Origin of the sequence: Halomonas sp. PAMB 3232, from assembly GCF_031954225.1 — a bacterium.
In the GTDB taxonomy this organism is placed as follows: domain Bacteria; phylum Pseudomonadota; class Gammaproteobacteria; order Pseudomonadales; family Halomonadaceae; genus Vreelandella.
In genome coordinates this window covers 2,631,840-2,658,101 of sequence record NZ_CP134865.1, presented here as the reverse complement: position 1 = coordinate 2,658,101, position 26,262 = coordinate 2,631,840, and the positions used below count along the sequence as shown (strand labels likewise).

28 protein-coding genes are annotated in these 26,262 nt (G+C 62.7%); 20 read left to right on the top strand and 8 right to left on the bottom strand.

Annotated features, from left to right (window positions below; genetic code table 11):
• Positions 1-16: 16 nt before the first annotated feature.
• Entirely contained in the window at positions 17-790 is a 774-nt protein-coding gene (locus tag RN346_RS12200) for an enoyl-CoA hydratase-related protein (protein ID WP_311961246.1), read from the top strand.
• A gap of 50 nt (positions 791-840) precedes the next feature.
• Here RN346_RS12200 and RN346_RS12195 read toward each other — a convergent pair whose 3' ends face one another.
• From RN346_RS12195 to RN346_RS12185, 3 genes are read right to left on the bottom strand one after another with little or no spacing between them, the layout of a single operon-like run.
• Positions 841-1,857 (bottom strand): L-idonate 5-dehydrogenase, encoded by a 1,017-nt coding sequence (locus RN346_RS12195; protein ID WP_311958380.1) that lies wholly within the window; start codon positions 1,855-1,857, stop codon positions 841-843.
• Positions 1,858-1,880: 23 nt separating this feature from the next.
• Positions 1,881-2,651 (bottom strand): glucose 1-dehydrogenase, encoded by a 771-nt coding sequence (locus RN346_RS12190; protein WP_311961245.1) that lies wholly within the window; start codon positions 2,649-2,651, stop codon positions 1,881-1,883.
• 26 nt (positions 2,652-2,677) lie between these two features.
• Complete coding sequence (locus RN346_RS12185) at positions 2,678-4,057, bottom strand: GntP family permease (RefSeq protein WP_263586559.1); 1,380 nt, start codon at positions 4,055-4,057, stop codon at positions 2,678-2,680.
• 168 nt (positions 4,058-4,225) lie between these two features.
• Here RN346_RS12185 and RN346_RS12180 point away from each other — a divergent pair, with 168 nt between their 5' ends.
• The 4 genes from RN346_RS12180 (at position 4,226) to RN346_RS12165 (ending at position 6,964) form a co-directional block, all read left to right on the top strand.
• A complete protein-coding gene (locus tag RN346_RS12180) occupies positions 4,226-4,765 on the top strand; it encodes a YaeQ family protein (RefSeq protein ID WP_263586560.1) in 540 nt (179 codons plus the stop codon).
• Positions 4,766-4,974: 209 nt separating this feature from the next.
• The gene (locus RN346_RS12175; protein ID WP_311958378.1) at positions 4,975-5,967 is read left to right on the top strand and encodes a lipid A deacylase LpxR family protein; all 993 of its coding nucleotides are present in this window, start codon (positions 4,975-4,977) and stop codon (positions 5,965-5,967) included.
• A gap of 52 nt (positions 5,968-6,019) precedes the next feature.
• A complete protein-coding gene (locus tag RN346_RS12170) occupies positions 6,020-6,364 on the top strand; it encodes a hypothetical protein (protein WP_311958377.1) in 345 nt (114 codons plus the stop codon).
• Positions 6,365-6,445: 81 nt separating this feature from the next.
• Positions 6,446-6,964, top strand: a complete 519-nt coding sequence (locus RN346_RS12165; RefSeq protein WP_263586563.1) for a DUF421 domain-containing protein — start codon at positions 6,446-6,448, stop codon at positions 6,962-6,964.
• A gap of 80 nt (positions 6,965-7,044) precedes the next feature.
• On the opposite strand, the gene yghU is transcribed toward RN346_RS12165, so the two are convergent.
• On the bottom strand, positions 7,045-7,902 hold the full coding sequence (yghU, locus tag RN346_RS12160) for a glutathione-dependent disulfide-bond oxidoreductase (RefSeq protein WP_311961244.1): 858 nt from the start codon (positions 7,900-7,902) through the stop codon (positions 7,045-7,047).
• Positions 7,903-8,153: 251 nt separating this feature from the next.
• On the opposite strand from yghU, the gene RN346_RS12155 reads away from it, so the two are divergent.
• Positions 8,154-8,861, top strand: coding sequence for an aspartate/glutamate racemase family protein (locus RN346_RS12155; RefSeq protein ID WP_311958376.1), 708 nt, complete (start codon positions 8,154-8,156; stop codon positions 8,859-8,861).
• Here RN346_RS12155 and RN346_RS12150 read toward each other — a convergent pair.
• Positions 8,858-9,283 (bottom strand): organic hydroperoxide resistance protein, encoded by a 426-nt coding sequence (locus RN346_RS12150; RefSeq protein ID WP_311958375.1) that lies wholly within the window; start codon positions 9,281-9,283, stop codon positions 8,858-8,860. The two genes, RN346_RS12155 and RN346_RS12150, sit on opposite strands and share 4 nt — an antisense overlap.
• 272 nt (positions 9,284-9,555) lie before the next feature.
• Between RN346_RS12150 and RN346_RS12145 the strand changes: the two genes are divergently transcribed.
• From RN346_RS12145 to RN346_RS12130, 4 genes are all read left to right on the top strand, one after another.
• Positions 9,556-10,071, top strand: coding sequence for a gluconokinase (locus RN346_RS12145; protein WP_263586567.1), 516 nt, complete (start codon positions 9,556-9,558; stop codon positions 10,069-10,071).
• A 65-nt stretch (positions 10,072-10,136) separates the two neighbouring features.
• On the top strand, positions 10,137-11,168 hold the full coding sequence (locus RN346_RS12140) for a substrate-binding domain-containing protein (RefSeq protein WP_311958374.1): 1,032 nt from the start codon (positions 10,137-10,139) through the stop codon (positions 11,166-11,168).
• A 64-nt stretch (positions 11,169-11,232) separates the two neighbouring features.
• Complete coding sequence (locus RN346_RS12135) at positions 11,233-12,078, top strand: MOSC N-terminal beta barrel domain-containing protein (protein WP_311961243.1); 846 nt, start codon at positions 11,233-11,235, stop codon at positions 12,076-12,078.
• A 198-nt stretch (positions 12,079-12,276) separates the two neighbouring features.
• Positions 12,277-12,699 (top strand): OsmC family protein, encoded by a 423-nt coding sequence (locus tag RN346_RS12130; protein ID WP_252106637.1) that lies wholly within the window; start codon positions 12,277-12,279, stop codon positions 12,697-12,699.
• Positions 12,700-12,886: 187 nt separating this feature from the next.
• Here RN346_RS12130 and RN346_RS12125 read toward each other — a convergent pair whose 3' ends face one another.
• The 3 genes from RN346_RS12125 to RN346_RS12115 all read right to left on the bottom strand — a co-directional run bounded on the left by RN346_RS12125 (position 12,887) and on the right by RN346_RS12115 (position 15,134).
• A complete protein-coding gene (locus RN346_RS12125; RefSeq protein WP_311961242.1) occupies positions 12,887-13,441 on the bottom strand; it encodes a PRC-barrel domain-containing protein in 555 nt (184 codons plus the stop codon).
• Between the two features lie 359 nt (positions 13,442-13,800).
• Positions 13,801-14,469 carry a 2OG-Fe(II) oxygenase gene (locus RN346_RS12120; protein WP_263586572.1) on the bottom strand — a complete coding sequence of 223 codons (669 nt, stop codon included), beginning with the start codon at positions 14,467-14,469 and terminating at the stop codon, positions 13,801-13,803.
• A complete protein-coding gene (locus RN346_RS12115; protein ID WP_263586573.1) occupies positions 14,466-15,134 on the bottom strand; it encodes a CoA pyrophosphatase in 669 nt (222 codons plus the stop codon). Before RN346_RS12115 ends, RN346_RS12120 begins: the two co-directional genes overlap by 4 nt.
• An 82-nt stretch (positions 15,135-15,216) precedes the next feature.
• Here RN346_RS12115 and RN346_RS12110 point away from each other — a divergent pair, with 82 nt between their 5' ends.
• The 10 genes from RN346_RS12110 to RN346_RS12065 all read left to right on the top strand — a co-directional run bounded on the left by RN346_RS12110 (position 15,217) and on the right by RN346_RS12065 (position 26,022).
• Entirely contained in the window at positions 15,217-15,774 is a 558-nt protein-coding gene (locus tag RN346_RS12110) for an NUDIX hydrolase (protein WP_311958371.1), read from the top strand.
• Positions 15,775-15,929: 155 nt separating this feature from the next.
• Positions 15,930-16,880, top strand: coding sequence for a sugar-binding transcriptional regulator (locus RN346_RS12105; RefSeq protein ID WP_311961241.1), 951 nt, complete (start codon positions 15,930-15,932; stop codon positions 16,878-16,880).
• A 159-nt stretch (positions 16,881-17,039) separates the two neighbouring features.
• Positions 17,040-18,359 (top strand): sugar ABC transporter substrate-binding protein, encoded by a 1,320-nt coding sequence (locus RN346_RS12100; protein WP_263586576.1) that lies wholly within the window; start codon positions 17,040-17,042, stop codon positions 18,357-18,359.
• Positions 18,360-18,420: 61 nt separating this feature from the next.
• Complete coding sequence (locus RN346_RS12095) at positions 18,421-19,311, top strand: sugar ABC transporter permease (protein ID WP_311961240.1); 891 nt, start codon at positions 18,421-18,423, stop codon at positions 19,309-19,311.
• A gap of 47 nt (positions 19,312-19,358) precedes the next feature.
• Positions 19,359-20,207 (top strand): carbohydrate ABC transporter permease, encoded by an 849-nt coding sequence (locus RN346_RS12090; RefSeq protein WP_263586578.1) that lies wholly within the window; start codon positions 19,359-19,361, stop codon positions 20,205-20,207.
• A gap of 10 nt (positions 20,208-20,217) precedes the next feature.
• Positions 20,218-21,375, top strand: coding sequence for a sn-glycerol-3-phosphate ABC transporter ATP-binding protein UgpC (locus tag RN346_RS12085; protein WP_311958370.1), 1,158 nt, complete (start codon positions 20,218-20,220; stop codon positions 21,373-21,375).
• A complete protein-coding gene (locus RN346_RS12080) occupies positions 21,372-22,061 on the top strand; it encodes an HAD family phosphatase (protein ID WP_311961239.1) in 690 nt (229 codons plus the stop codon). Before RN346_RS12085 ends, RN346_RS12080 begins: the two co-directional genes overlap by 4 nt.
• A gap of 47 nt (positions 22,062-22,108) precedes the next feature.
• Positions 22,109-23,596 carry a mannitol dehydrogenase family protein gene (locus RN346_RS12075; protein WP_311961238.1) on the top strand — a complete coding sequence of 496 codons (1,488 nt, stop codon included), beginning with the start codon at positions 22,109-22,111 and terminating at the stop codon, positions 23,594-23,596.
• Positions 23,596-25,083, top strand: coding sequence for a xylulokinase (gene xylB, locus RN346_RS12070; protein ID WP_311961237.1), 1,488 nt, complete (start codon positions 23,596-23,598; stop codon positions 25,081-25,083). The genes RN346_RS12075 and xylB overlap by 1 nt, the downstream gene beginning before the upstream one ends.
• Before the next feature lie 93 nt (positions 25,084-25,176).
• The gene (locus RN346_RS12065; protein ID WP_263586583.1) at positions 25,177-26,022 is read left to right on the top strand and encodes a fructosamine kinase family protein; all 846 of its coding nucleotides are present in this window, start codon (positions 25,177-25,179) and stop codon (positions 26,020-26,022) included.
• The last annotated feature ends 240 nt before the right edge of the window (positions 26,023-26,262 follow it).

Here is a 26,262-nt window from a genome sequence, read left to right as displayed (position 1 = left end):
ACAACAGGGAGTCAGCATGAGCGACAACGTGATCGAAAAAAACGATAACGACGGCATCGTAACGCTTACCTTCAATCGCCCCAAGGCGCTGAACGCGCTCAACAGCGACGTACTAAAAGCGCTTGCCGCCCACCTGAGCGAACTCGAGGGCCAGGCCAATCTTCGCGCCGTTCTTTTGACCGGCGCCGGCGAGAAAGCCTTCGTGGCCGGGGCGGACATCACCGAAATGCGCGACAAAACGCCCGAGCAGGCGCGCGCTTTCGCCGCCCAAGCGCTTTCCACCATCAAGCGCCTTGAGCGTCTTCCGGTGCCGGTCGTGGCGCTGGTCAACGGGTTCTGCCTGGGCGGCGGCTGCGAGTTGGCGCTGGCCTGCGACTGGGCAGTGGCCAGCGACAACGCCATCTTCGGCCAGCCGGAGGTTTTGCTCGGCGTGATTCCAGGCTTTGGCGGCACCCAGCGCCTGCCGCGCCGAGTGGGTCCTGCCATGGCGATCGATCTGGTCACCACCGGGCGCAAGATCGATGCCCAAGAGGCGCTACGTATCGGACTGGTCAACCGCGTCATGTCTCAAGCCGAGCTTTCAAGCTACGCCGAGGAGCTGACCAAACAGTTGGGTGGCAACGGCCGCCAGGCGGTGCGCGCCGCCAAGCAGGCGGTCCACGACGGGTTGGATCAGGACCTGGACAGCGCCCTGGCGCTCGAAACGAGCCTGTTCGCCTTCTGCTTTGCGGGAGAGGAGCAGAAAGAGGGCATGAGCGCATTTGTGGAGAAGCGCAAGGCGAACTTTTAAGTCGGCACCAACAAAAAAAGCGGGCCTCGGCCCGCTTTTTCGTGCTCGCTCTATCCGGCGGGCCAGAGCTCGATGAGCACCTTGCCGGAGCGTTCGGAGTCCTTTGCGATAGCAAAGGCGTTTTGCGCATCGCTTGCCGGCAGCACATGGGTAATGACATCGTCAAAGCGCGCGTCTTTCGCCAGCAGGGCAATCGCTTCGTCGATCTCGTGGCTGAAACGAAAGCAGCCGCGCAGCTGAACTTCCTTTGAAATCAGCGGTGCCAGGGCAATGGGCTGCGCGGTCGCGGGCATCATGCCGATCTGGGCGATGATGCCCGCACGCCGCACCGCGTTGATCGCGCCGTTGATGGAGGCGGGCACGCCGGTGCACTCCAGCACCACATCGAAGGCCTCGTCGGGGAGTGCCTGCTCATTGATGCGATAGGTGGCCGAAACGCCCAGCGCTTGTGCGCGCGCGAGCGGGCCTTCGAGCACATCGGTGATGCTCACCTCGCGTGCTCCCTTGGCCAGCGCCGCCGCGGCGGCGAGTAGCCCGATCGGCCCGGCGCCGCACACCAGCACACGCTGGTCGGCGACGCCGCCGGCCACCTCGATACCGTGCAAGGCCACCGCCAACGGCTCGGCAAGCGCCGCCCGCGATAGCGGAAGCGAAGCGGGCAGCACGCGAATCATGGACGGGTCCACGTCGAGATACTCACTCATGCCGCCCTGGGTGTGGGGCCAGGTCGAGGCCGACCCGAGATAGGCGCCCTGGGGCCAAAGATGCGGTTTCTCTTCAAGCCCCGGCTCGCAAATGCCGAAGGTCGCCGGGTGCAGCGTGACCGGCGTGCCCGGCTCGAACGTACCGCTGGGGTCTTGTTCGATCACGCCGGCCATTTCGTGCCCGGGAATCAGCGGTTCGCGCACCACGAACGCGCCGTTGGCCCCTTCGTGATAGTAGTGAAGGTCCGACCCGCAAATGCCGCCGAAGGCCATGCGCAGCCGCACCTTGTGGGCGGCCAGCGCCGGCAGTGAGCGGGTCTCTTCACGCAGGTCCTGCTTGCCGTGAATGACTAATGCTTGCATAGGGCGTTTCCTCTAGAGGGCCGTCAAACGACCGACGTCATACCGCCATCGACGAAAATGTTCTGTCCCGAGACAAAACTCGACGCCCCGGAGCACAAATAGATCAGCGTGCCGACCAGCTCGTCGAAATGCCCCCAGCGCTGTGCCGGCGTGCGCTTTTCCACCCAGGCGTTGAAGTCCGGGTCTTGCCATAGCGCGGTGTTCATCTCGGTCTTGAAGTAGCCAGGCGAAATACAGTTGACCTGGATGTTGAAGCGCGTGAGATCCGCCGCCATTCCCTGCGTCAGCAGGGCCACGCCGCCCTTGGTCGCGGAGTAGGGCGCAATGGTTTCCCGGGCGAGCTTCGACTGTACCGAGCCGATATTCACGACCTTGCCCGAGCCGCGCTCGCTCATGGCGCGAGTGACGACTTGAGAGACGTAAAACACGCTCGACAGGTTGGTCGCGACCAGCGCATCCCAGTCGTTGGGCGCGAATTCGTTGAACGGCGCCCGGCGCTGCAGGCCGGCGTTATTGACCAGAATGTCCGGTGCGCCGCAGCGCTCGACCAGCGCCTCGAGCGCCTCTTTGGCGGCTCTAGCATGGGTGACATCGAAACTCACGGCCTCGACGTTGGCGCCGGTTTCCTCGGCCAGCGCCTGCGCCTGACGCTCGACCTGAGCCTGCTCACGGCCGTGCAGAACGACGCGTGCTCCCTGCTGGGCAAGGCCCCGCGCCAGGGCGTTACCCAGCCCCCGGGAGGAGCCGGTCACCAGTGCGAGTTTATCCTGAATGTCGAAAAGTGTCGGGTTCATGCGGTTTTCCTGGACATGCGGTTTGACTAGAAAAGGACGAAGATCACATAAGCGAAGACGAAGCCGACCAAAGACTCGAGTGCCTGCTGTACCGTCCAGGTCTTGAGCGTGGTCTTGACGTCCATACCCAGAAGCCGGCCGACGAGCCAGAAGCCCGAGTCGTTGACGTGGCCGGCGAAGACCGAACCCGCGGCAGTGGCCAGCGTGATCGCCACGATCTGCATGGCGCTGAAGTCGGCGCCGGCAACGGCCGGGGCCATGAGGCCGGCTGCGGTCACCAGTGCCACGGTCGCCGAGCCCTGGGCCAGGCGCAGGATGACCGCGATCAGGTAAGCCGCCACGATGACGGAAAAGCCCAGATCGCCCAGCGAATCGGAGAGCGCATCGCCAATGCCGGAGGCGCGCAGCACGCCGCCGAACATGCCGCCAGCGCCGGTGATCAATACCACCGAGCAGATCGGGCCGAGCGAGGAGTCCAGCACTTTCTCCAGCGCGTTGCCCTCGACCCCGCGACGCCGGCCCAGCACCAGCATGGCGACCAGCGCGGAAATCAACAGCGCCACCGGCGTGCTGCCAAGCGCCCGCATCAGCTGAAACCACCCCTGGTCGCTGTCCACCGCGCCCAGCGAGCGCAGAAAGTCCAGCCCCGTATTCATGAATATGAGCAAAAGCGGCAGTAGGAGCATGAAGATCACCGTACCGACCGCTGGCGGGTGGGTGACCTCATCGTCCTTCACTTCACCAAACAGCGCCTTGTCGAGTGGAAATGGGTGGCGTTTGGCGACGAACTGGCCCCACATGTAGCCGGAAATCCACCAGAGCGGAAAGGCGATGACGACGCCGGTGAGCATCAAAAGCCCGAGGTTGGCGTCATACAGTTCGGCAGCGGTGACCGGCCCCGGGTGGGGTGGCAAAAACACGTGCATGACCGAAAACGCCGCGGCGGCGGGCATGGCATACAAGAGAATCGGCCCGCCAAGCCGGCGGCCCACGGCGAAGATGATCGGCAGCATGACGATCAAACCGGCGTCGAAAAAGATCGGAAAGCCCATCAGCAGCGAGGCGACGCCAAGGGCAAGCGGCGCGCGCTGCTCGCCGAACAGGGTAATCATGCGATCCGCCAGCACGCGTGCGCCGCCGGAGTGCTCGACGAGCTTGCCAAGCATGGCGCCAAGACCCACCAGCAGCGCCACGGCGCCGAGTGTGCCGCCAAAGCTCTGCACCAGCGTCGGCACGATGGCGTCATAAGGAATGCCGGTGACCAGCGCGGTCAAAAAGCTGACCGAAATCAGGGCGAGAAAGGCGTGCACCTTGAATCTGATGATCAGCAGCAGCAGTAGCAGCACGGCAGCGGTAGCAATGCCCAGCAAGGGGCCTGCCGACATCGTTTGTGTCCATCCGTCCATAAGCAGGCTCCGGGGTCTAAAGTGGGACGATCAAGCGTAATGTTATCGGTAACATCGAGGCATACGCATGGTAGATCATCGCCACGTCCCGCAGACACTCGACCTTCGTTTAAGACCCGCGGCAGCGAATCCGTTACACTGACCGCCAAACGACTCTGGATACGACCGATGGCTCTAAGCGCGACCCCCTATAAAGTGGATCTGAATCTGACCGATCTGGATCGCAACGTGTATGAAACGCTGCGTTTCACCGTGGCCCGCCACCCCTCCGAGACCGAGGAGCGGCTCTGCGCGCGGCTGCTGGCGTTTGTTCTCTGGTACGGCGAGGCGCTGGGCTTTGGCCGGGGGCTATCGGATGTCGACGAGCCGGCACTTTGGGAGAAAAGCCTGGACGGGCGCGTGCTGCACTGGATCGAGGTGGGTCAGCCCGACGCCGAGCGCTTGACCTGGTGCTCGCGGCGCGCCGAGCGAGTATCGCTGCTCGCTTACGGGCGCACGGAGCAGTGGGAAGCGAAGGTGCTGCCCGGCGTGTCGTCGCTGAAGAATTTGCACGTAGCGAGTTTGCCGGAGCAGGCGCTGGCGCAGATAGCGACAGAGTTGCCGCGAGCGATCAATTGGGCGGTCATGATCAGCGACGGCGCGCTTTACGTGACCGACGATCGCGGCCAGCACGAAATCACCCCGCAATGGCTCGTGCGCGAGCGCTAAAAAACCGATCCACGCGTTCGACGTCGGGAGAGGGTCTGACAGGCCTTGAGGATTGTTCGAGTCGCTTGCCGAACGCTTGTTTGATTACATACAATCAAACACGTTTATAAGCGACTTTTATAAGCGAATTTGCTCAGCGTGAGGCATTTTTCTCAAGGCGCTCATCACGACTATGCTTACCCGATCCCCGAATCTCCAAGGAAAGAGACATGCGCATTCCTTCTGCCGCAAGGCGGAACCCGCTGATCTTGTCCATCACACTGGCGCTGACGTCGCCACTGGCGTTGGCAGACGATAGCCGTTTTACGTTCAAGATCGAAAACGACGGCTTGGCAAGCGCCGACGATGGCCACTTCACCAGTGGGTTCGAGCTCAACTACGGCTATGCGCCGTCACCTGATAGCTGGACACAGCGCCTGGCGGCCGCGCTACCCGAGCCGATCATCGGCGAGGCCGACCAGGCAGCGTTTCGTTTGGTGCATCAAATCTACACCCCGAACGATATTCAACAGCCGCAGTTGATCGAAAGCGATCGCCCCTACGCCGGGCTCGTGTTCGGCGGCGTGTCGCTTTATGAAGACGCGCCGATGACATCGAACATCACGCGATCGACGGATCTACATTTGGACGTGGGGCTGGTGGGGCCGTCGTCGCTGGCCGACAGCATTCAGCGCGAAGTTCACCACGTCACCGGCAGCGACCGCCCGCGCGGGTGGGATAACCAGCTAAGTGACGAGCCGCTTTTGAACCTTACCCTGCGCCGCCAGTGGTGGGTCGATACGCCCCTGGCCGGCAAGCAGTTCGCCCACGGGCCGAGCGTGGGCGCGGCGCTGGGTAATCTCTACACCTACGCCAGCGCCGGTTACAGCGTACGCTGGGGCGACGACGCCAGCGGCGTACCGACGCTGACGCCCAACCCGGGCAATCGCGGGCAGTTCGACGCGACCCGCGGGTGGCAGTGGTACCTGTTTGCCAGCGTCGACGGCTACTACATGGCGCACAATCTGACGCTGGACGGCAACGTTTTTTCGTCGAGCCATTCGGTGGATCGTAAGGAGTGGGTAGGCGACGCCTCCGCGGGGCTGGCGCTTGGCTGGAACGATTGGCAGGTCAACTACGCCATGCTGGCGCGCTCGCGCGAGTTCGACGGCCAGCAAAGCCACGACGCCATCGGCTCGATTACCCTGACCAAACGTTTCTAAATCACCGAGGCGATCTATCCTTGGAGTGTTTACATTCCGAGAGGATCGCTTCATGGCGAAAGCGCCGTTTCCCCACACCCCCGATGGCCGTTACTTCGTGGCTAAAAACCGACTCTGGCGCGCCACCAATCCAGCGCTTGACGACGACGAAGAGCAAACTCACGTCAACGCGTTGATGAAGGCGCGCCGCGCGGTCAAGACCGCCAAGGATCAGAACGACGACGAGGCGCTCAAAAAAGCCAGAAGCGAGGTGCAAAAGGCGAAGGTCGCGCTTGGCGAGCGCGGCCCGGTGTGGTGGGACGACGGCGCGCCGGACGAAAACGAGCGCGCTCCGGAAAACAGCTCCTACGCCGAGTGGTGGCGTGAGTATCAAAAGCGCCACGGCGACCCGACCTGACGCGATTGGCATCATCCGCCTTGGCTCCTTGCCCTGAGTGACTACACTCAATGTCCATGGATCAAAAAGCGGCGATTACCGATGGATATGATGTTCTTTAGTGGCTGGGAAAGCCTGGTACGCACGCTGGTGGTCGGAGTGCTCGCTTATGTCGTGCTGATTGCGTTCTTGCGTCTCTCCGGCAACCGCACGCTCTCCAAGATGAACGCCTTCGACATGATCGTTACGGTGGCGCTGGGCTCGACGCTGGCGACGGTGCTGCTTTCAAAAGACGTGGCGCTGGCCGAAGGTACGCTGGCACTGGCGCTTTTGATCGCGCTTCAGTACCTGATTACGTGGCTGAGTGTGCGGGTCGGCTGGGTCAAACGCGCCGTCACCGGCGAGCCCTTGATGCTTTTATACGAAGGTGAGTTTCTGAAACAAGCGCTCTACCGGGCGCGCGTCACCGAAGACGAGGTGCACTCGGCGGTACGCGCAAGCGGACTTTCGAGCGTGGCCGACGTGTCTGCGGTGGTGCTCGAAACCGACGGCTCGCTCAGCGTAGTCACTCAAACACCTGCGCAAAAGCGCTCGAGTCTCGAGGACGTGCGCCGCCTGTGATCAGACGTTGACGCCTGACGGTACCCGCCAATGACAACGGCCCCGAAAGGGGCCGTTTTGCGTTTGAACACCATCAGACGTCACTGCTTGTCCTGGGTCTTGTGTTCGAAATCGCTGGCGTCGTGGCGCTCTCTGAGCTGCTCGCTTTCGTCGCCCTTGACGTTGTTGACCATGCGCCCGCGTTTGACGGCCGGGCGCGCGTCGATCTCATCGGCCCAGCGCATCACGTTCTCGTAGGTGTGCGCCTGCAAAAACTCCGCCGCCTCGTAAACGCGGTTTTTCACCAGCGCCCCGTACCAGGGGAAGATCGCTATGTCGGCGATGGTGTACTCGTCGCCGGCCATGTAGCGGTTCTCGGCCAGGTGTTTATCGAGTACATCGAGCTGGCGCTTCACTTCCATGGTGTAACGATCGATCGGGTACTGGTAGCTTTCCGGCGCGTAGGCGTAGAAGTGGCCGAAGCCGCCCCCGAGCATCGGCGCGCTGCCCATCTGCCAGAAAAGCCAGGAGAGCGTTTCGGTACGTTTGGCAGGCTCATGCGGCAAGAAGGCGTCGAACTTCTCGGCCAGGTAAAGAAGAATCGAACCGGATTCGAAGATCCGCTGGGGCGGATTGGCGCTGTGGTCCATCATCGCCGGGATCTTGGAGTTCGGGTTGATCTCGACGAAGCCGCTGCCGAACTGGTCGCCTTCGCCGATGTCGATCAGGTAGGCATCGTACTCCGCCTGCTCGATGCCTTTTTCCAAAAGCTCCTCGAGCATGATCGTGACCTTGATGCCGTTGGGCGTGGCCAGCGAATAGAGCTGAAGCGGGTGTTTGCCCACCGGCAGCGGCTTCTCTTCCCGCGCGCCCGCCGTTGGGCGGTTAATGTTCGCGAACTTGCCGCCGTTACCGGCCTCCCACTCCCATACGCGGGGCGGCGTGTAGCTATCACTCATCGTCACTGCTCCTTGTCGCTCAATAGTGGCCTATCGATAGGGTGGCGCATCGAGGTGATGGGCGCTTGAAACCCGACCCTTGTAACGTAGCCTCTGGTCATCAATGGGGCTAGTGACACCCGTCTGCAAGGGTGTATGTTGTATTAGTTTTTACGCAAACAAACGAATGAACGACAGGGCTGCAAGATAGAGCTGCGCGATAGAATTTCACAAAAGAACGTCACGACAGAACATCACGACAGGAGAGGCGAATGCGAACAATCGGGGTGCTGGGCGGCATGAGCTGGGAGTCCACGCAAAGCTACTACCAGGCGTTGAACGAAGGCGTCAATGAGGCGCTGGGCGGCTTTCATTCGGCTTCAATCATCATGGAGAGCGTCGATTTCGCCGAGATCGAGGCGCTGCAGCGCGCCGGTGACTGGCACACGGCCGGCGAGTATTTAGCCCAGGCGGCAAAACGTTTGGAGCACGCCGGCGCGGGCTGTCTGGTGCTGGCCACCAACACCATGCACAAGGTGGCGCCCGCGATCGAGGCGGCCATCGGCATTCCGCTTTTACACATTGCCGACGCCACCGCCGAGCAGTGCCAGAAAGACGGCATCAAGCGGGTTGGGCTGTTGGGTACGCGCTTTACCATGGAGCAGGATTTCTACAAGGCGCGGCTCAAGGAGCGCTACGGCATCGACGTCGTCATTCCCACGGACCAGGAGCGCGAAAGCGTTCACCGGATCATCTTCGAGGAGCTTTGCCGTGGCGAGATCAAGCAAGCGTCGCGAGCGCGCTATCTCGACATCATCGAAGGTCTGCAGACCCGGGGCGCCGAGGCGGTGATTCTGGGGTGTACCGAAATCGCGCTGCTGGTAGAGCAGCGACACACCCGCGTCGTGCTTTTCGATACCACCGCCCTGCACGCGGCGAAGGCGGTGGCCTGGTCGCTGGAAGACGCCGCCAAGCCTTAAACGACGGTCAGGGTAACGTCGATGTTGCCGCGAGTGGCGTTGGAGTAGGGGCAGACGGTGTGCGCTTTCTCGACCAGCGACTGAGCGGCGGGCTTGTCCATGCCGGGCAGGCTCACCTTGAGCTCGACTTCGATGGCAAAGCCGACCTCGACGGCGCCAATGCCCACCAACGCGTCGATGTTCGCATCCGAGGGCAGCTTCACCTTCTCCTGGCTGGCGACGTGCTTGAGCGCGCCGAGAAAGCACGCCGCATAGCCGGCGGCGAAGAGCTGCTCCGGGTTGGTGCCGCTGCCGCCGGCGCCGCCGAGCTCTTTGGGCGTGCTGAGATCGACATCCAGCGCGCCGTCAGAGGATTTGGCGTGGCCTTCGCGGCCGCCGCTAACGTGGGCTTCAGCGCGGTAAGCGATTTTTTCGATAGACATGACATCTCCTTTTCGTGAGCAAAAGACGAGGGTAGATCGTTGGAACCCATAAGCTGGAGGTAATGTAGTACCTCTTTGCCCATATCGCTATTGTTGGACGTTAGTCGAAGCAAGGGCGTTTTGCTTTGACACGCCGCCGGGGGCTGGTTAGCCTTTTGCGCTACATTGTTACCGGTAACAAGGTGCCGTCGATCGAGCGCACAGCCGGTGTGTTACTTTCTCTTTTTCAAAAAAACGGTCGAGCGCCGCGTACCTCTGGGAGACGAAAACGAATGACCGCCACTTCCCACCGTATTCTGGTCATGGGCGTTTCCGGCTGTGGAAAATCCCTGGTGGGCCAGCGCCTCGCCGCCAGGCTTGATGCCGAGTTCATCGACGGCGACGACTACCACCCGCCCGCCAACGTGGCTAAAATGGCCAGCGGCACGCCGCTCGACGACGGCGACCGCCAGGGGTGGCTGGAAACCCTGGCCGGTTTGTTCGATACGTATCGCCGCGAGGACAAAACCGTGGTGATCGCCTGCTCCGGGCTCAAAAAGCGCTATCGCGACTGCCTGCGAACCGGCGACCCGGCGCTCGAAATTTTGTATCTCGAAGGCGAGCACGCGCTTTTGAAGGAGCGCCTAACCACTCGCGAAGATCACTTCTTCAAGGGTGAGGCGATGCTGGCGAGCCAGCTCGAGGCGTTGGAGGCGCCCGACGAGCAGGAGGCGCAAGCGCTTTCGATTACGCTCACACCCGAACTCATTGCCGAGCGCTTCACCACGCGCCTGCTCGGCAAGCGCTGATACACTGGGCGTTTTGCGCCGACCTGTGAGTAGGCCCTGCGCGTTCGATCAAAGGCCCGCGACTTGTGAAGAAAAAACGCCCCACTCTGCAGGACATCGCCGAGCGCGTCGGTGCGACGAAAATGACCGTCAGCCGCTGTCTGCGCGACCCGCAAACGGTTTCCGAAGGCCTACGCGAGCGTATCTTCAGCGCCGCCGAGCAGGTGGGCTACATTCCCAATCGCGCTCCGGAGCTTCTTTCACGCGCAAAGAGCCGTTCCATCGGTGTGCTCGTCCCTTCGCTGACCAACCAGGTCTTCGCCGACGTCATCCTCGGCATCGAGACTCATACCGAGCCGGCGGGCTTTCATTTGATGCTCTCGCACTACGGCTACAGTCCGGCGCTCGAGGAGCGAAGCCTCGCCTCGCTTTTGTCCTACAACGTCGACGGCGTGATTTTGTCGGATCACGAGCACTCGCCGCGCAGCCTGCGCATGCTGGAAACCGCGGGTATTCCCATCGTCGAAATCATGGACACCCACCGTCCGCCGCTGCACCAGGCGGTGGGCTACGACAACGTTCAGGCCGCCGACGACATGGTCAGCGCCATGATTGCACGCGGTCGCCGGTGCATCGTTTATCTTGCCGTTCGTCTGGATGAGCGCACCCGCCAGCGTGAGCAGGGCTACGCCCGCGCCATGGCCCGCCACGGGCTCGAGCCGGTCACGCTTGAAAGCGCCGAGCGCTCCTCCTACAGCGTCGGGGCGTCGCTGATGCAGACGGTGCTGCGCGACTATCCGAACGCCGACGGGCTTTTCTGCACCAACGACGATGTCGCCATCGGCGCCTACTACGAGTGCCTGCGTTTGGGCGTGCGCGTGCCGCAGACGATGGCGCTGGCAGGTTTTCACGGCCACGATGTTGGCCAGGCGATGACGCCCAGGCTTGCCAGCGTCATCACCCCGCGCCGAATGATCGGCGAGGCGGCGGCGAAAACGCTGCTGGAGCGCATCGATATCGACAGCGACAAAAATGGAAGCAGTGACGGAAACAGTGACAGTGACGCCCACCGGGTGCTCGATCTGGGCTATCGCATCGAGTTGGGCGAGACGCTTTGACGCGCTGGTGGGCGCCTTTGGAGTTCGCTAGAGTAGCGACTCGACATCGCCACGGAGCGCCAATGTGAAGATCCAGCAGCTGACTATCTATCCGGTAAAATCCCTGCAGGGAATCGATCTTGACGAGGCGGTGGCCACGCCCCAGGGGCTGGCCTGGGACCGTCGCTGGATGTGGGTCGATTCCGCCCAGCGCTTCGTGACTCAGCGTCAGCTCCCTGCGCTTGCAAGCATCAAGGTGGCGCTGACCGACCAGGCGCTGGTGCTTTCACACCCCAATGCCGGCGAGATCGAGATACCGCTCGAGGAGCCCGCGGGCAAAATTCGTCTGGTCACGGTGTGGCAGGATCACTGCAAGGCCATTGCCGAGCGTGAAGAGGTGTCGCGCTGGCTGGTGGCGGCGCTGGGCGAGCAGGCCCAGGGGCTTTGTTTGGTGCGTTTTGCCCAGGGCTTCACCCGACATGTTGAAGCCGACTATATGGACGGCGACGTCGCCGATACTCACTTCGCCGACGGCTATCCGTATCTGGTGACCACCACCTGCTCGCTCGCCGCACTCAACGAAGCGCTCGAGGCCCGTGGTCAGGCCGCGGTGCCAATGGCGCGCTTTCGCCCCAACATCGTACTCGACGGCTTTGAGGCCTGGGCGGAAAACGGCTGGCAGGCGCTCGACATCGACGGCGCGGCGCGGCTAACGTTTCGAAAACCCTGTAAGCGCTGCACCATCATTACCGTGGACCAACGCCTGGGTGTCATCCCCACCGCCGCCGAGCCTCTGGCCACGCTGGTCAAGCTCAAGACGCAGCCCGCGCTCAAGGGCGGCTACTTTGGACAAAACGCCACGCTCGACCAGCGCGGCGAAACGACGATTCGTGTGGGGGCAGCGGCTGCGCCAGCGCCGTTACGCGCATGAAAGAGACGAAAGTACGAGAACACCGAGAGGGCGTGCGGTTTTACTCGCGGTAGCCTTTTAAAGTATGGCGTTTTACGTTGTGAGAAAGCCGCTTATCGGCAATCTCGCTTAAAGTAGGCTACGCTTGGAGATGGGATAACGGGATGGTTTCCCGGCCCTTTTGAGTAACCAGGCAATTGATGGCAACAGGAGTGTTCCATGGATAGTAAAGCGAATGCGCATTGGGAAGGTGGCTTAAAAGATGGCAAGGGCAAAATCGCGACCGAAAGCGGCGCGGTGGATGCCGGCTACTCCTTCAAGCAGCGTTTCGAAGGTGAGAAGGGCACCAACCCGGAAGAGCTGATCGGCGCCGCACACGCGGGCTGCTTCTCGATGGCGCTTTCAATGATTCTGGGCGACAAGGGTTATACCGCCGACGCCATCGACACCCAAGCGACAGTTACGCTGTCACAAAGCGATCAAGGCTTCGATATCTCTAAAATTCATTTGGACGTCGAAGCCACCGTCAGCGGTGCCGACGACGCCGCGTTCCAGGAAGCGGCGGAAACCGCCAAGGCCAACTGCCCGGTCTCCAAGGTGCTGAAAGCCGAAGTGACCATGAACGCCAAACTCAAAGGCTAAGCCGTTGATGGGTTAGTTTGAGTCCGATTAAAGGCGCTGTCTTCGACAGCGCCTTTTTAATGGAAAAAATAGTGGCCGCTGTTGAGCAAGTGCCACCCTGAAAGGGCGGGCGATAGGTCTTACTTCATTTTATACCCATAAAAAAGCCCCGACCTAAGCCGGGGCTTTTAGCGTGGACCTAATGGAATTAGCTATTGGCGTCCATTTCTTCGTCGTCCATATCGGCATCGTTTTCCATGCCGGTATCGTTGTTCATGCCGTCATTGTTCATCTCTTCGGTGTTGCCATCACGCTCGTAGCCTTCGGCTTCTTCGAGCGCTTCCTGGGTGGCGTTGACACGAATCACGTAGTCATCGTTGTCTTCGTCCATGGTCAGGTCCAGAGAATCCCACTCGATGGCGACGTCTTTTTCGCCCATGCCGAGGAATCCGCCGACACCCACTACGACCGCTTGGATTTGGCCATCCATATCAATGATCAGATCGTTGATAGTGCCGATCTCTTCGTCTTCTTCAACGGCGCTGAGTACCGCGTTACCCGTCAGTGCATCAGCGTGGAAGCTGTTTTGCGGCGCAGACGTCAGGTAGGTGGCGTCCATGTCGTTGGAGTGCTGCATGGTCGCTGAGTTGTCGGACTGCGCGTTCGGCTCGGCGGCGTTGTCGGACTGGGCGTTGGCGCCTGCAGCGAACATGAAGGCCGGTACCATCAGCGTGCCGAGAAAAGCGGGTTTGATCATTTTCATTGCGATTGCTCCTTGCGTTCGTAGTAAGGCATGGGCGTTAACCCGATACCTCAACCTTGAATAGCCACAGCCTCTAAAAACTCGATCGAAAGTGTCTTCAAAAGACAGCTGGCTATTTTCCTGGTAGTAATACCGCTTCTTGCTTTACGCCCTGCGTGCCCAAAGGCATATAGGGCGTGTCGTGCGATCAGGCTTGAAACTACGGGGGTAGCTCGTTGATCCTGTCGTGCGCTTTACTGCGCGGACACTTCTCAAGGTAGACGCTGTGAATGGCTTTGCAATAACTATACACGCTGATTTTTCTAAAAAGCCTTTATTCAATTTTTTTACAGTCGCTTGAACTGTTTTTTTAATTCAGATTAACGCGCCGGGTCGAGCACGCCGCCTGTCGAGGCGTTGCGCCGGAACCAGCCAGCGATACTGCTTCTTGGGTAGCGAGTGGGCAGCACCTCGTGAGGGATGGTATCGGAGAGAAAGCAGGCGAAGGTGCCAGCTTCGGGTATTACGCGTGCCACTTCGCGCTCCGACTCCCGGGGGTCGAAAATCACCATTTCGCCGCCGCCGTCACTGGGCCACTCTGGCGTCAGGTAACCCACCGTCGAGACCACCCGGTTGGCGCGGCCGCGAAAGCTGTCCAAATGGCGCTTGTAGAAGGCGCCGGTCGGGTAGTGAGCGAAGTGCGCCTCGTACTCGAAGAGCCCCAAAAATAGCGTCTGGTTGAGGGCGACCTGCAGGCGCTGCATGGCGCTTAGGTACACGCGCTGCGCTTCGCTTTCCCGGTTCAGCCAGTGGATGGCGTCGCCGCGAATGTCCTTGCGAAGATGGTGCTCGCGCCCACGGCCGATCCCCGCTTCCTCGAGCGCCTGGGCGTCCTTGAGCCGGAAAAGCTCCTGCTCCAGAGATTGACAAAGACCCGCGTCGATCACCCCCTTGCCTACGTACCAGCCCTGTTCGACCAGTGCATCGATCAGCTCGCCTTCGGCGCGCGAGTCAAACGCCTCGACGGGGGAAAGGTGGGCGTGCGTCATGATCTGCTCCGGCGTTGTGGGGCGACGTCGATATCGGCTTTTTTAGGCGTGCGCTGAGTGCGGGGCGGGTGGTGTTTGAGCGTGCCAGCCGGGCGCTGATAGAGGTCGATCTCCATGCCGAAGCCCTTGGCCAGAAGCTCGACCAGCATCATCGCAGAAAGCCCCCAGATGACGTGATCGTCGATCTGGTAGCTCGGTACGTAGTGGGCAACGCCGTCCACGTCGATGACATCGGTGTAGGTTCTTTTATCGTCCAGGAAGTGGCTCAAGGGCACTTCGAAAATGGCGTCGAGCTCATTGGGGTCGGCTTTCAAGTCGAGATCCGGTGCGATGATGCCGACCCAAGGCGTCACGCAGAGCCCGTGCAGCGAAATGACGTCGGAAAGCTGGCCGATACGCTCTACCTGATCGGGCGCCAAAGCGATCTCCTCTTCGGCTTCGCGCAGTGCCGTGTGATAGAGATCCCGGTCGCCGGGTTCGCGCTTGCCGCCGGGAAAAGCTACCTGCCCGCTGTGGGTCGAGAGATGGCGCGCGCGGCGCGTGAACAAAAGCGTAGGCTCGGGACGGTCGACGATCGGCAGCAGTACCGCCGCCTGTAAAAGTTTGGCGCGGCTCAACTCTTTTGGTCGATAGTGTTGCAGCTCTTTACGTAGTTTCTCTAACATGGCGTTTCCGTCGAATGTGCGCTCGAAAGGGCAGTCGGCACCGGGTCGATCGCCACACCTTATCAGCAGTTGAGATGCCAACATGAATTTTTGTAGCCAGTGCGGTGAAAAAGTCCGCTTTGCCGTGCCCGAAGGCGACGACCGCCCGCGCTACCTGTGCGACGCCTGCGGCACGATCCACTACCAGAACCCGCGTATCGTGGCGGGCACGCTGCCGGTCAAGGGCGACAAGGTGCTGTTGTGCAAGCGCGCGATCTCTCCGCGCAAGGGCTACTGGACGCTACCCGCCGGCTACATGGAGAACGCCGAAACCACCCGCGAGGCCGGCCTTCGCGAAACCCGGGAAGAGGCCAAGGCCGAGGTCGAGATCGAAAGTCTCTACACGCTCATCGACCTGCCCCATATCAACCAGGTCTACATGATCTTTCTGGCCGAGCTCGAAGGCGAATTCGGCGCCGGCGAAGAGAGCCTCGAGGTGGCGCTGTTCGCCGAGCAGGACATCCCCTGGAGCGAGCTTGCCTTTCCCACTATCGAGCGCACGCTCAAGCACTTCTTCGAGGACCGCGAAAGCGGCCGCTTCCCGCTACACATGAGCACCATCACCCCGGAAGATCGCGAGCGCTATTTCGGCAGCGCCTGAGGCGCTCGGCTAATAACGGTTTCGCCGGTGTGAACGATTGCTCTAAAAGTCGGACGTACACCCATGGTCGCGGATTAGTGCCGACAAGGCTCTGGCGCGGGTTCGCAGTCGATCGGTTTTTATAGGCGTTTTCACGATGATGACCAGGCCACGCCATGGATAAATTCGAGGTCAAGCTGGACCAGGCTGCCCGAGCGGCCTGGCTCTCCTACGTCGGTGGGCTGACCCAGGACGACATCGCCGCTCAGCTGGGGGTCTCGCGCCCGGGCGTGCAGCGCCTGCTCTCCCTGGCCCGCCAGGAGGGGCTGATCAAGGTGCAGATCGATCACCCCATTTCGTCGTGCATGGCGCTGGGCCGGGCGCTTGGCGAGCGCTTCGGGCTTGGCTACTGCGACGTGGTGCCGGCTCAGACCGGCGCCCCGGAAAGCGCGGCGTTTTATCTGGCGGTGGCCGGTGCCCGGCGCCTTGCCCATTTCGTGGAGCAGAGCGAACCCTTGACGCTGGCGCTGGGCGCCGGGCGTTCGGTGCGCGCCACCGTCGAGGCGCTGGGGCGTATCGAGCGCACCCAGCACCGCTTCGTATCGCTGATTGGCAACGTCGCCCGGGACGGCTCGGCCAACCGGTTCGATGCGGTGATGGCGCTGGCGGACAAGACCGGCGGCGAGCGCTTCTTGCTGCCGGCGCCGGTGGTGGCGCAGTCCATCGAGGAGAAGCGCGCGCTGCTCGACCAGCGCCTGTTCAAGGCGATCGGCGAGGTCGCGGCGGCCGCCAAAGCGGCATTCATCGGGGTGGGGCGCATCGATGGCCAGGCAACCCTTTATCAGGATCACTTTATCAGCCAGGCCGAGCTCGACGAGCTGTTGGCGCTCGAGGCGGTGGGCGAGCTTCTGGGCTGGCCGCTCAACCAGCAGGGCGAGCTGATCGAGTGCTCGATCACCCGGCGTGTCACCAGCCTTCCACTCGCGGCGTTTTCCCAGCAGACGATGGTGGCGATCGCTGGCGGGCGCGACAAGGGGCCGGCGATTCTGGCCGCGCTGCGCGGCGGCTGGCTCAAGGGGCTGATCACCGACGAAGCCGCTGCGCGCTACGTGCTCGAGGCGCCGTGAGCCCTTGTCTTGGCGGGCGTGGCGCTCAACTGGCGGTGTTAGCGTAAAGTCTTAGCCCGCGGGCTTTGCTTTTTTTTGCGTTAAAGACGATCATTTGTTCGAACAATGATCAAAAACATCAGCACCATAACAAGACACTATCCGTTCAAGGAGTGCCGTATGCGTTTCGCCCCTCATTGGCCGCTTTGCGCGCTGGCCGCCGGTATCGCGCTGGCGGGTCAGGCCCAGGCTCAAACCGAAATCACCGTGGCCACCGTTAACAACAACGACATGGTCATCATGCAGAGTTTGACCGACGCGTTCGAAAGCGAGCACCCGGACATCACGCTGGACTGGGTGGTGCTCGAGGAGAACGTGCTGCGCCAGCGCATGACCACCGATATCGCCACCGGCGGTGGCCAGTTCGACGTCATGACCATCGGCGCTTATGAGGCACCGATCTGGGCCGAGCGCGAGTGGCTGGCCCCGCTGGACGACCTGCCGAGTGACTACGACATCGATGATCTGCTGGGCTCGGTGCGCGACGGCCTGAGCTTGAACGGCACGCCGTTCGCGCTGCCGTTCTACGCCGAAAGCTCGATGATGTATTTCCGCAAGGATCTGTTCGAGCAGGCCGGCATCGAGATGCCGGATCAGCCCACCTGGGATCAGGTGCGCGACTGGGCAGAGCAGCTGCACGGCAGCGAAGAGGGGCTGGCGGGGATCTGCCTGCGCGGCAAGCCCGGCTGGGGCGAGAACATGGCGTTCGTGACCACCCTGGTCAACACCTACGGCGGGCGCTGGTTCGACGAGCAGTGGCAGCCCGAGCTCACTTCCGAGCCCTGGCAGAACGCCATCGAATTCTATGTCGATCTGTTGGGTAATTACGGGCCGCCCGGGGCGAGCTCCAACGGCTTCAACGAGAACCTGGCGCTTTTTGCCCGCGGCAACTGCGCCATGTGGGTCGACGCCACCTCCGCCGCCGGCAAGCTTTACGACCCGGACGAGTCGAGCGTGGCCGACAACCTGGGCTTTGCGCCGGCGCCGGTGGCCGAAACGCCCAAGGGCTCGCACTGGCTCTGGACCTGGGCACTGGCGATCCCGGCCTCCTCGGAGAAAAAGGACGCCGCCAAGGAGTTCATCACCTGGGCGACCTCGAAAGCGTACATCGAGCTGGTCGGTGAGACCGAGGGCTGGACCAGCGTGCCGCCGGGCACCCGCGCGTCGACCTACGCCAACGCGCAGTACCAGGACGCGGCGCCGTTTGCCGACTTCGTGCTGCAGGCGATTCAGGACGCCGACCCCACCGACTCGACCCTCGAGCCCAACCCCTATACCGGGGTGCAGATCGTCAACATCCCCGAGTTCCAGTCGATCGGCACTCAGGTCGGCCAGAGCATCGCCGCCGCGCTCACCGGCGACACCAGCGTCGAGCAGGCTCTCGATAGCGCCCAGCGCGCCACCGAGCGCACCATGCAGCGCGCCGGCTACTACGACTGACCCTCAGGCGCCCGCCACCGCGGGCGCCTTTTCGTTTCCACGTTTGCGGGCAGGGTTTGTTATGACCAGAACACGTGCATCGGGCCGCAGGGTCGGCGGGTTCAGGACGCTGTCGCTCCAGGCGCCCGCCGTCACGCTGCTGCTTTTATGGATGCTGATACCGCTGGGGATGACCGTCTGGTTCTCTTTCCAGCGCTACAACCTTTTGATGCCGGGGATGACCGGCTTCGCCGGGTTCGAAAACTACGAGTACCTGCTCACCGACCCGGCGCTGTGGTCCGCCATGGGCACCACGCTTTTGCTGGTGGGCTGGGTGCTCGCTATTACCGTGGTCGGCGGCACGCTTTTGGCGGTGCTTTTCCAGCAGCCGTTTTTGGGCCGGGGCGTGGCCCGGGTATTGGCGATTTCGCCGTTTTTCGTCATGCCCACGGTAAGCGCCTTGGTGTGGAAGAACATGATGATGCACCCCACGAGCGGGGTGCTGGCCTGGCTTTCCAGTCAGTTCGGCCTGCCAGCGATCGACTGGTTCTCGTCGCTCCCATTGACCTCGATCATCATCATCGTCGCCTGGCAGTGGCTGCCCTTTGCGCTGTTGATTCTGCTCACCGCGCTCCAGTCGCTGGACGAGGACCAGGTCGAGGCGGCACGCATGGACGGCGCGGGGCCGGTGGCGATCTTTTTCTACATCACGCTGCCACACCTCAAGCGGGCGATCAGCGTGGTGATCATGATCGAGATGATCTTTTTGCTCACGATCTTCGCCGAGATTTTCGTCACCACCTCCGGCGGGCCCGGGCTTGCCACCACCAATCTGGCGTACCTGATCTATATCCGGGCGCTGCTGGATTTCGATGTCGGCATCGCCTCCGCCGGCGGGGTAGTCGCCATCATTCTGGCCAATATCGTGGCGATCTTTCTGGTGCGCATGGTCGCCAAGAACCTGGATGACTGAGAGCCTGGATGACTGAGAACCTGGATGACTGACATGAGCGATTATTCATGAGTACGCCCAATTCCTACACCGCCCCCGGCGGCTCGGGTCGTTTCAAGCGGCTGTTGCTTGCGTTGCTGGCCTGGGCGGTCGCGCTGGTGATCTTCTTTCCCATCCTCTGGATGGTGCTCACCGGCTTCAAGACCGAAACCGCGGCGATCGCCGACCCAAGCTTCATTTTCTCGCCCACGCTCGAAAGCTACCAGGCGGTGCAGGCGCGCTCGGGCTACGCGCGCTTTGCGCTCAACAGCGTCGCGGTCGCCTTCGGCTCTACTGCGCTGGCGCTTTTGATCGCCATTCCCTCGGCCTACGCCATGGCGTTTTTGCCCACCCGGCGTACCAAGGGCACGCTACTGTGGATGCTCTCGACCAAGATGCTGCCGCCGGTCGGCGTGCTGGTGCCGATCTACCTGATCTTTCGCGACGTCGGGCTTCTGGACACGCGCACCGGGCTGATTCTCGTCTACACCCTGATGAACCTGCCCATCGTGGTCTGGATGCTCTACACCTTCTTCAAGGACATGCCGCGGGACATCCTCGAAGCCGGGCGGATGGACGGCGCCTCCACGCTTCAGGAGGTGGTGTATCTGCTCTTGCCGCTGACGCTGCCCGGCATCGCCTCCACGGGGCTATTGTCGGTCATTCTGAGCTGGAACGAGGCGTTCTGGAGCCTCAATCTGACCTCGTCCAAGGCCGCTCCCTTGACCGCCTACATCGCTTCGTTTTCAAGCCCCGAAGGGCTTTTCTGGGCCAAGCTCTCGGCGGCCTCGACCATGGCGATCGCGCCGATTCTGATCCTTGGCTGGATGACCCAAAAACAGATGGTCCGTGGCCTGACCTTCGGCGCCGTCAAGTAAGGAGTTTTTCATGGCAACGCTTGCCCTCCACAACATCGTCAAACGCTTTGGCGACACCGAGGTCATCAAGGGGGTCAACCTTGACGTCGAGGACCGCGAGTTCGTGGTGTTCGTCGGCCCCTCCGGCTGCGGCAAATCTACCCTGATGCGCATGATCGCCGGGCTCGAAAGCGCCACCAGCGGCGATATCCTGATCGATGGCGAGCGCATGAACGATATCGGCCCCGCCGACCGGGGCCTGGCCATGGTGTTTCAAAGCTATGCGCTCTACCCGCACATGAGCGTGGCGGACAACATGGGCTTCTCCATGCGTCTGGCCGGGGTGCCCAAGGCGCAGCGCCGCGCCCGGGTGCTCGAGGCAGCGAAGATCCTGCAGCTCGAACCGCTTCTTGATCGAAAGCCCCGAGCGCTCTCCGGCGGCCAGCGCCAGCGGGTCGCCATCGGCCGGGCGATCGTTCGAAACCCCAGCATCTTTTTGTTCGACGAGCCGCTGTCGAACCTGGACGCCGCGCTCAGAGTGCAGATGCGCATCGAGCTCGCCAGGCTCCACGAAGAACTCGACGCCACGATGATCTACGTCACCCACGACCAGATCGAGGCGATGACCATGGCGGACAAGATCGTCGTGCTTCACGACGGCGTGGTCGAGCAGGTGGGCTCGCCCATGGCGCTTTATCATCACCCGCGAAACCGCTTCGTGGCGGGGTTCATCGGCTCGCCGAAGATGAACTTCTTCGCGGTGACGGTGGTGTCCGCCGGCGCGGACGGTGTCGAGGTGACGCTGCCCGGCGGCGCTGCCTGCCGAGTACCGGTCAACGGCGAAGGCGTCGCGCCCGGCGCTACGCTCGAGCTTGGGGTGCGCCCGGAGCACCTTTCGATTGAGGCGGCCGGTACGCTCGGCGGGCGCATTCAGGTGCTGGAGCGCCTGGGCGGGCAAACCTCGCTTTACGTCGAGATGGAGGGCCAGCTTCTGACGATCATGGCCGACGGCGACGTTGCCTACCGCGTGAATGACACGGTGCGTTTCGGCTTCGACGCGCGCCGAGCGCACCTGTTCGACCCAAAAGGAGTTGCGCTCGAAAGCCTGGAAGCGCACCCGCTGGCCGCGCTCACACGCCAGGACAACCGCGCCGAGGCCGGTACCCAAAGCGAGGAGGCGGCGCCATGAGGGCCGTTATCTTCGACTGCGACGGGGTGCTGGTGGACAGCGAAATTCTCGCCGAGCATACCCTGCAAACGCATCTTCAAGCGTGGCTGCCGGACGTGGACGTCGCCGCCGAGCTGAATCAGGCGCTCGGCATGACCACCGCTAACATCATCGCCCACCTGCAGACGCTGAGCCGCCATACGCTGCCAGATAATGCCGTCGACCAGGTGGATGCGGCCATCGAGGCTCGTTTAAGCCGTGAACTGCGCGCCATCGAAGGCGCGAGTGAGGCGATCACAGCGTGCCTTCACGTCACCGCCGTGGTTTCCAACAGTCACCGCCGCCGGGTCGAGGCCTCGCTTGCCGCCACGGGGCTCGATAGGGTGCTCGATGGGGCGCTGATCGTGACCGCCGAGCAGGTGGCAAACCCCAAGCCCGCGCCGGACCTTTACCTGCTGGCGGCAAGAAAACTCGAGCTACCACCTCAGGCGTGCCTGGCGGTGGAGGATAGCGTGGCCGGCGTGCGTGCCGCCGTTGCCGCCGGGCTGACCGTGGTCGGTTTCGTCGGGGCCAGCCACCTGGACGAGCGCCAGGCCGAGCGGCTACGCGACGCCGGCGCTTGGCGGGTGATGGCGCGCTTTGATGAGCTCGACGCGCTCGTCGCGTCCTGGAGCACCGGCGCGATGACCGTCAACTCCTCTTTGTAGGCGCTCCCGGCGCTTGTCGTCCCGCCCCCTTTTTTCAGGAGACTGCCATGGTTAGGCTCACTCAACAGGCGCTGACCGCGCTTGACGCCGCGGTTACCGTGCCGACTTATGATCGCCGCGCCGTGAGCGCCGGCATCGTGCATATCGGCGTGGGCGGCTTTCACCGCGCCCACCAGGCGATGTATCTCGACACGCTCATGAACCAGGGCGAAGCGCTCGACTGGGGGATTATGGGGGTGGGCGTGATGCCTGGCGACAAGCGCATGCAGGAGGTGCTTTCACGCCAGGATCACCTCTATACGCTAGTGGTGAAGCACCCCGACGGCACGTTTGAGCCCCGCGTGATTGGTAGCATGGTCGATTACCTTTTCGCCCCGGACGATGTGGACGCGGTGATCGAGGCCATGGCGGACCCGGCTATCCGGATCGTGTCGCTCACCGTGACCGAGGGCGGCTACAATGTTCACCCGGTCAGCGGCGCTTTCAATCTGGACAACCCGCTCATAAAGCGCGATCTAAGCGACCCCGAGCGCCCGGCCAGCACCTTTGGGCTGGTGGTCGAGGCGCTGGTGCGCCGCCGCGCGCGAGGGCTTTCTCCGTTCACGGTGATGTCCTGCGACAACATTCAGGGCAACGGCGACGTGGCCCGGCGCATGTTTTCGGCGTTTGCGGCGGCGCGCGAGCGCGAACTCGGCGAGTGGCTCGAGAATAACGTCGCCTTTCCCAATTCGATGGTCGATCGCATTACGCCGGTCACCGTGGCCGACGATATCGACGAGCTTGCCCGCCGCTTCGACGTCGAGGACGGCTGGCCGGTGGTGTGCGAGCCCTTTACTCAGTGGGTGCTGGAGGATCACTTCCCGCCGGGCCGCCCGCCTTTCGAGGCGGCCGGCGTGCAGCTGGTCGACGACGTCGAGCCGTTCGAGCTGATGAAGCTGCGGCTTTTGAACGCGAGCCATCAGGCGCTGACCTATTTTGGCTATCTGGCGGGCTACCGCTACGCCCACCAGGTGTGCCAGGACCCGCTGTTCGTCGAGTTTTTGCGCCGTTACATGAAAGAGGAGGGCGCGCCGACGCTGGCGCCGGTGCCGGGTATCGATCTAAACGCCTACCAGCGCACGCTGATCGAGCGCTTCGCCAACCCGGAAATCAGGGACACCCTGGCACGGCTTTGTGCCGAAAGCTCGGATCGTATCCCCAAGTGGCTGGTGCCGGTGATTCGCCACCAGCTTGCCCACGATGGCGACATGGCAATGAGCGCGGCGGTCGTGGCCAGCTGGGCGCGCTACGCCGAGGGCGTGGACGAGCAGGGCGAGCCAATCGAGGTGGTCGACGCGCTGCGCGAGCCGCTGATGGCGATCGCCCGCGACAACCGTACCCGGCCCGAGGCGTTCGTCGACAACCGCGAGCTCTTTGGCGATCTGGCCGACAGCCCGCGCTTCATGGCGGCGTATCTCAAGGCGCTTTCACTGCTGCACGAACGCGGCGCGCGCGCTACGCTTCAAGCACTGCTCGCCTCTAAAGGAAGCTCGTGATGTACATCGGTGTGGATTGCGGCACCCAAAGCACCAAGGTGGTGGTGCTGGATGTCGAAAAAGGGGGCATTCTCGGTGAAGCCAGCCGCGCCCACCGGCTGGAAGAAGGGCCGAACGGGCGCCGCGAGCAGGCCCCCGCCGAGTGGCTCGCTGCCTTCAGAGGCGCGTTTTTTGATGCCATCGAGCGCGCCGGGGTCAACGCCCGCGCGGTGCGCGCGATCGGCGTCTCCGGCCAGCAGCACGGCATGGTGGCGCTGGACGCCGATGGGGTGCCGGTCTACCCGGCCAAGCTATGGTGTGATACCGAGACAAGCAGCGAGAACACCATGCTGGTCGAGCGTTTGGGCGGCGAGGCGGGGTGTCTGGAGAAGCTCGGCCTGGTGCTGCAAACCGGCTATACCGCCTCCAAGCTCGCCTGGCTCAAGCGCCATCATCCGGACGCCTACCGGCGCATCGCCACGATCCTGCTGCCCCACGACTACCTCAACTTCTGGCTCACCGGCGAGCGGGTCACCGAGGCCGGCGACGCCTCGGGCACCGGCTATTTCGATACCCGCGCCCGCGTTTGGCAAACCGAGGTGTTTGGCCAGATCGCCCCGGAACTCGATCCGGCCCAGGTGCTGCCGCGCCTTTTAACGCCTTGTGAGCCTGCAGGTGTGGTGCGCCCGCGTATCGCTGCTGAGCTTGGTTTGAGTGATGGGGTGGTGGTCTCGAGCGGCGGCGGCGACAACATGCTCGGCGCCATCGGCACCGGCAACATCGCCCGCGGAATCGTCACGCTGAGCCTGGGCACCTCCGGCACGGTGTGCGCCTACTCGCCCGAGCCGGTCGAAAGCGATAACGCCATGGTGGCCAACTTCTGCGCCAGCCACGGCGGCTGGCTGCCGCTGATCTGCACCATGAACGTCACCTCCGCCACGACTCGCGTGCGCGAGCTTTTTGGGCTCGATCTCGACGCCTTTGGCGAGCGGGTGGCAAGGGCTTCGATCGGCGCCGACGGCGTGACCTGCCTTCCATTTTTCAACGGCGAGCGGGTGCCGATGCTGCCCAACGCCTCAGGCGATTTTTTAGGGCTTACGAGTATGAACATGACCCAGGCCAACCTGTGCCGCGCAGTGGTCGAAGGGGCGACCTTCGGCCTTCGCTACGGGTTGGATCTGTTGGGCGATCTCACCGCCGGGGCGAGTCAGATTCGCCTGAGCGGCGGCGGCGCCAAAAGCCCGGTGTGGCGCCAGATGGTGGCGGACATCACCGGTACCGAAGTGGTGTGCCCGGAGATCACCGACGCCGCCGCGCTCGGCGCTGCCCTGCAGGCGGTTTGGTGCGAGCAGCAGTCGCAGGGCACCACACTCGAGGCGCTTTGTCAGCGGCTGGTGCATCTGGACGCGGCCTCGCTTGCCGACCCCGACCCCGAGCGCGTCGACGCCTACCGCCACGTCTATCAGCGCTATCGCCAGGCGCTGAACGAGCGCCACGGCATTGCCTGATATACGCTTATCCCTGTAGGGTTTTGGCACCACACGACCCATCCCTCGATCCATTTCTCGGTTGAGGCCGCCATCGACCACGGGGAGAGCGCCATGAACGCCGAGCTACTCGAGATTCTAAGCGTGCTGCAGCTTTCGCCCCGCGGCGCCTTGACGCCCTTGAGCGGCGGCGATATCGCCGCGGTATTCGAGCTCGACACCGCCGAGGGCGCGGTGGTGATCAAGCAGGACGACCCGGCGCGCCTGCGCGGCGAAGCCGAAGGGCTTCGCGCGCTGAAAGGGGCGGGCAGCTCGCTGATCATCCCCGAGGTCCTGGGCCAGGCCGGCGAGTGGCTGGTGATCGAGGCGCTGCACACCGTTCCCCGCTCCACCCAGGGCGACATCCAACTCGGCGAAGGGCTTCGCGAGCTTCACGGCGTGATCGGCAGTGAGCACGGCTGGCTACACGACAACGCCTGCGGACGCACTCCCCAACCCAACGCGCCCATGAGCGACGGCCGGGCCTTTCAGCGCGAGCGCCGCCTGTTGGCGCTCGCTCGCGCCTGTCTCGATCAGCGCCTCATCACACCTGAACTTTATGCGCGTGTCGAAACTCAGGCGCATACGCTCGAACAGTGGCTGCCGGACGCCTCGCCGTGTCTGGTGCACGGCGATCTGTGGGCGGGTAACGTGCTCTATACCGCGAAAGGCCCCGCGCTGATCGACCCCGCGGTGTATCGCCACTATCCCGAAGTGGATATTGCCATGCTGACGCTGTTTGGCGAGCCCGGTGCGGCGTTTTTCGATGCCTACTGGAACGGCTTCGCCCCGCAGGACTGGCCCCGTCGCGAAGCGCTTTTCCAGCTCTATCCGCTGCTCAATCACGTGCTGCTGTTTGGCGACATGTACCTTGGCGGGGTAGAGCGCTGTATGAAAGCGCTGGAGCGCTCGCGCGCCTGAGTGGAGCGAGCGGGCTAAAAACGGGCACGAGACATGCGCACTTTTTGCACGTTCGACTAAAGTAAGTTGCGTTAGACTTGACCTCTGGCCGGACACAGTTTTGGCCGAACTTCAAGGCTAGCATACATACATGAATGTAACTATAATGCCACCCTTTCACACCCCCATTGTGTGGCGCACTATCCCACGTTGACACCTAGAGGCACTCCCATGCGACTGGCACACTGGGCAGTCAATGCC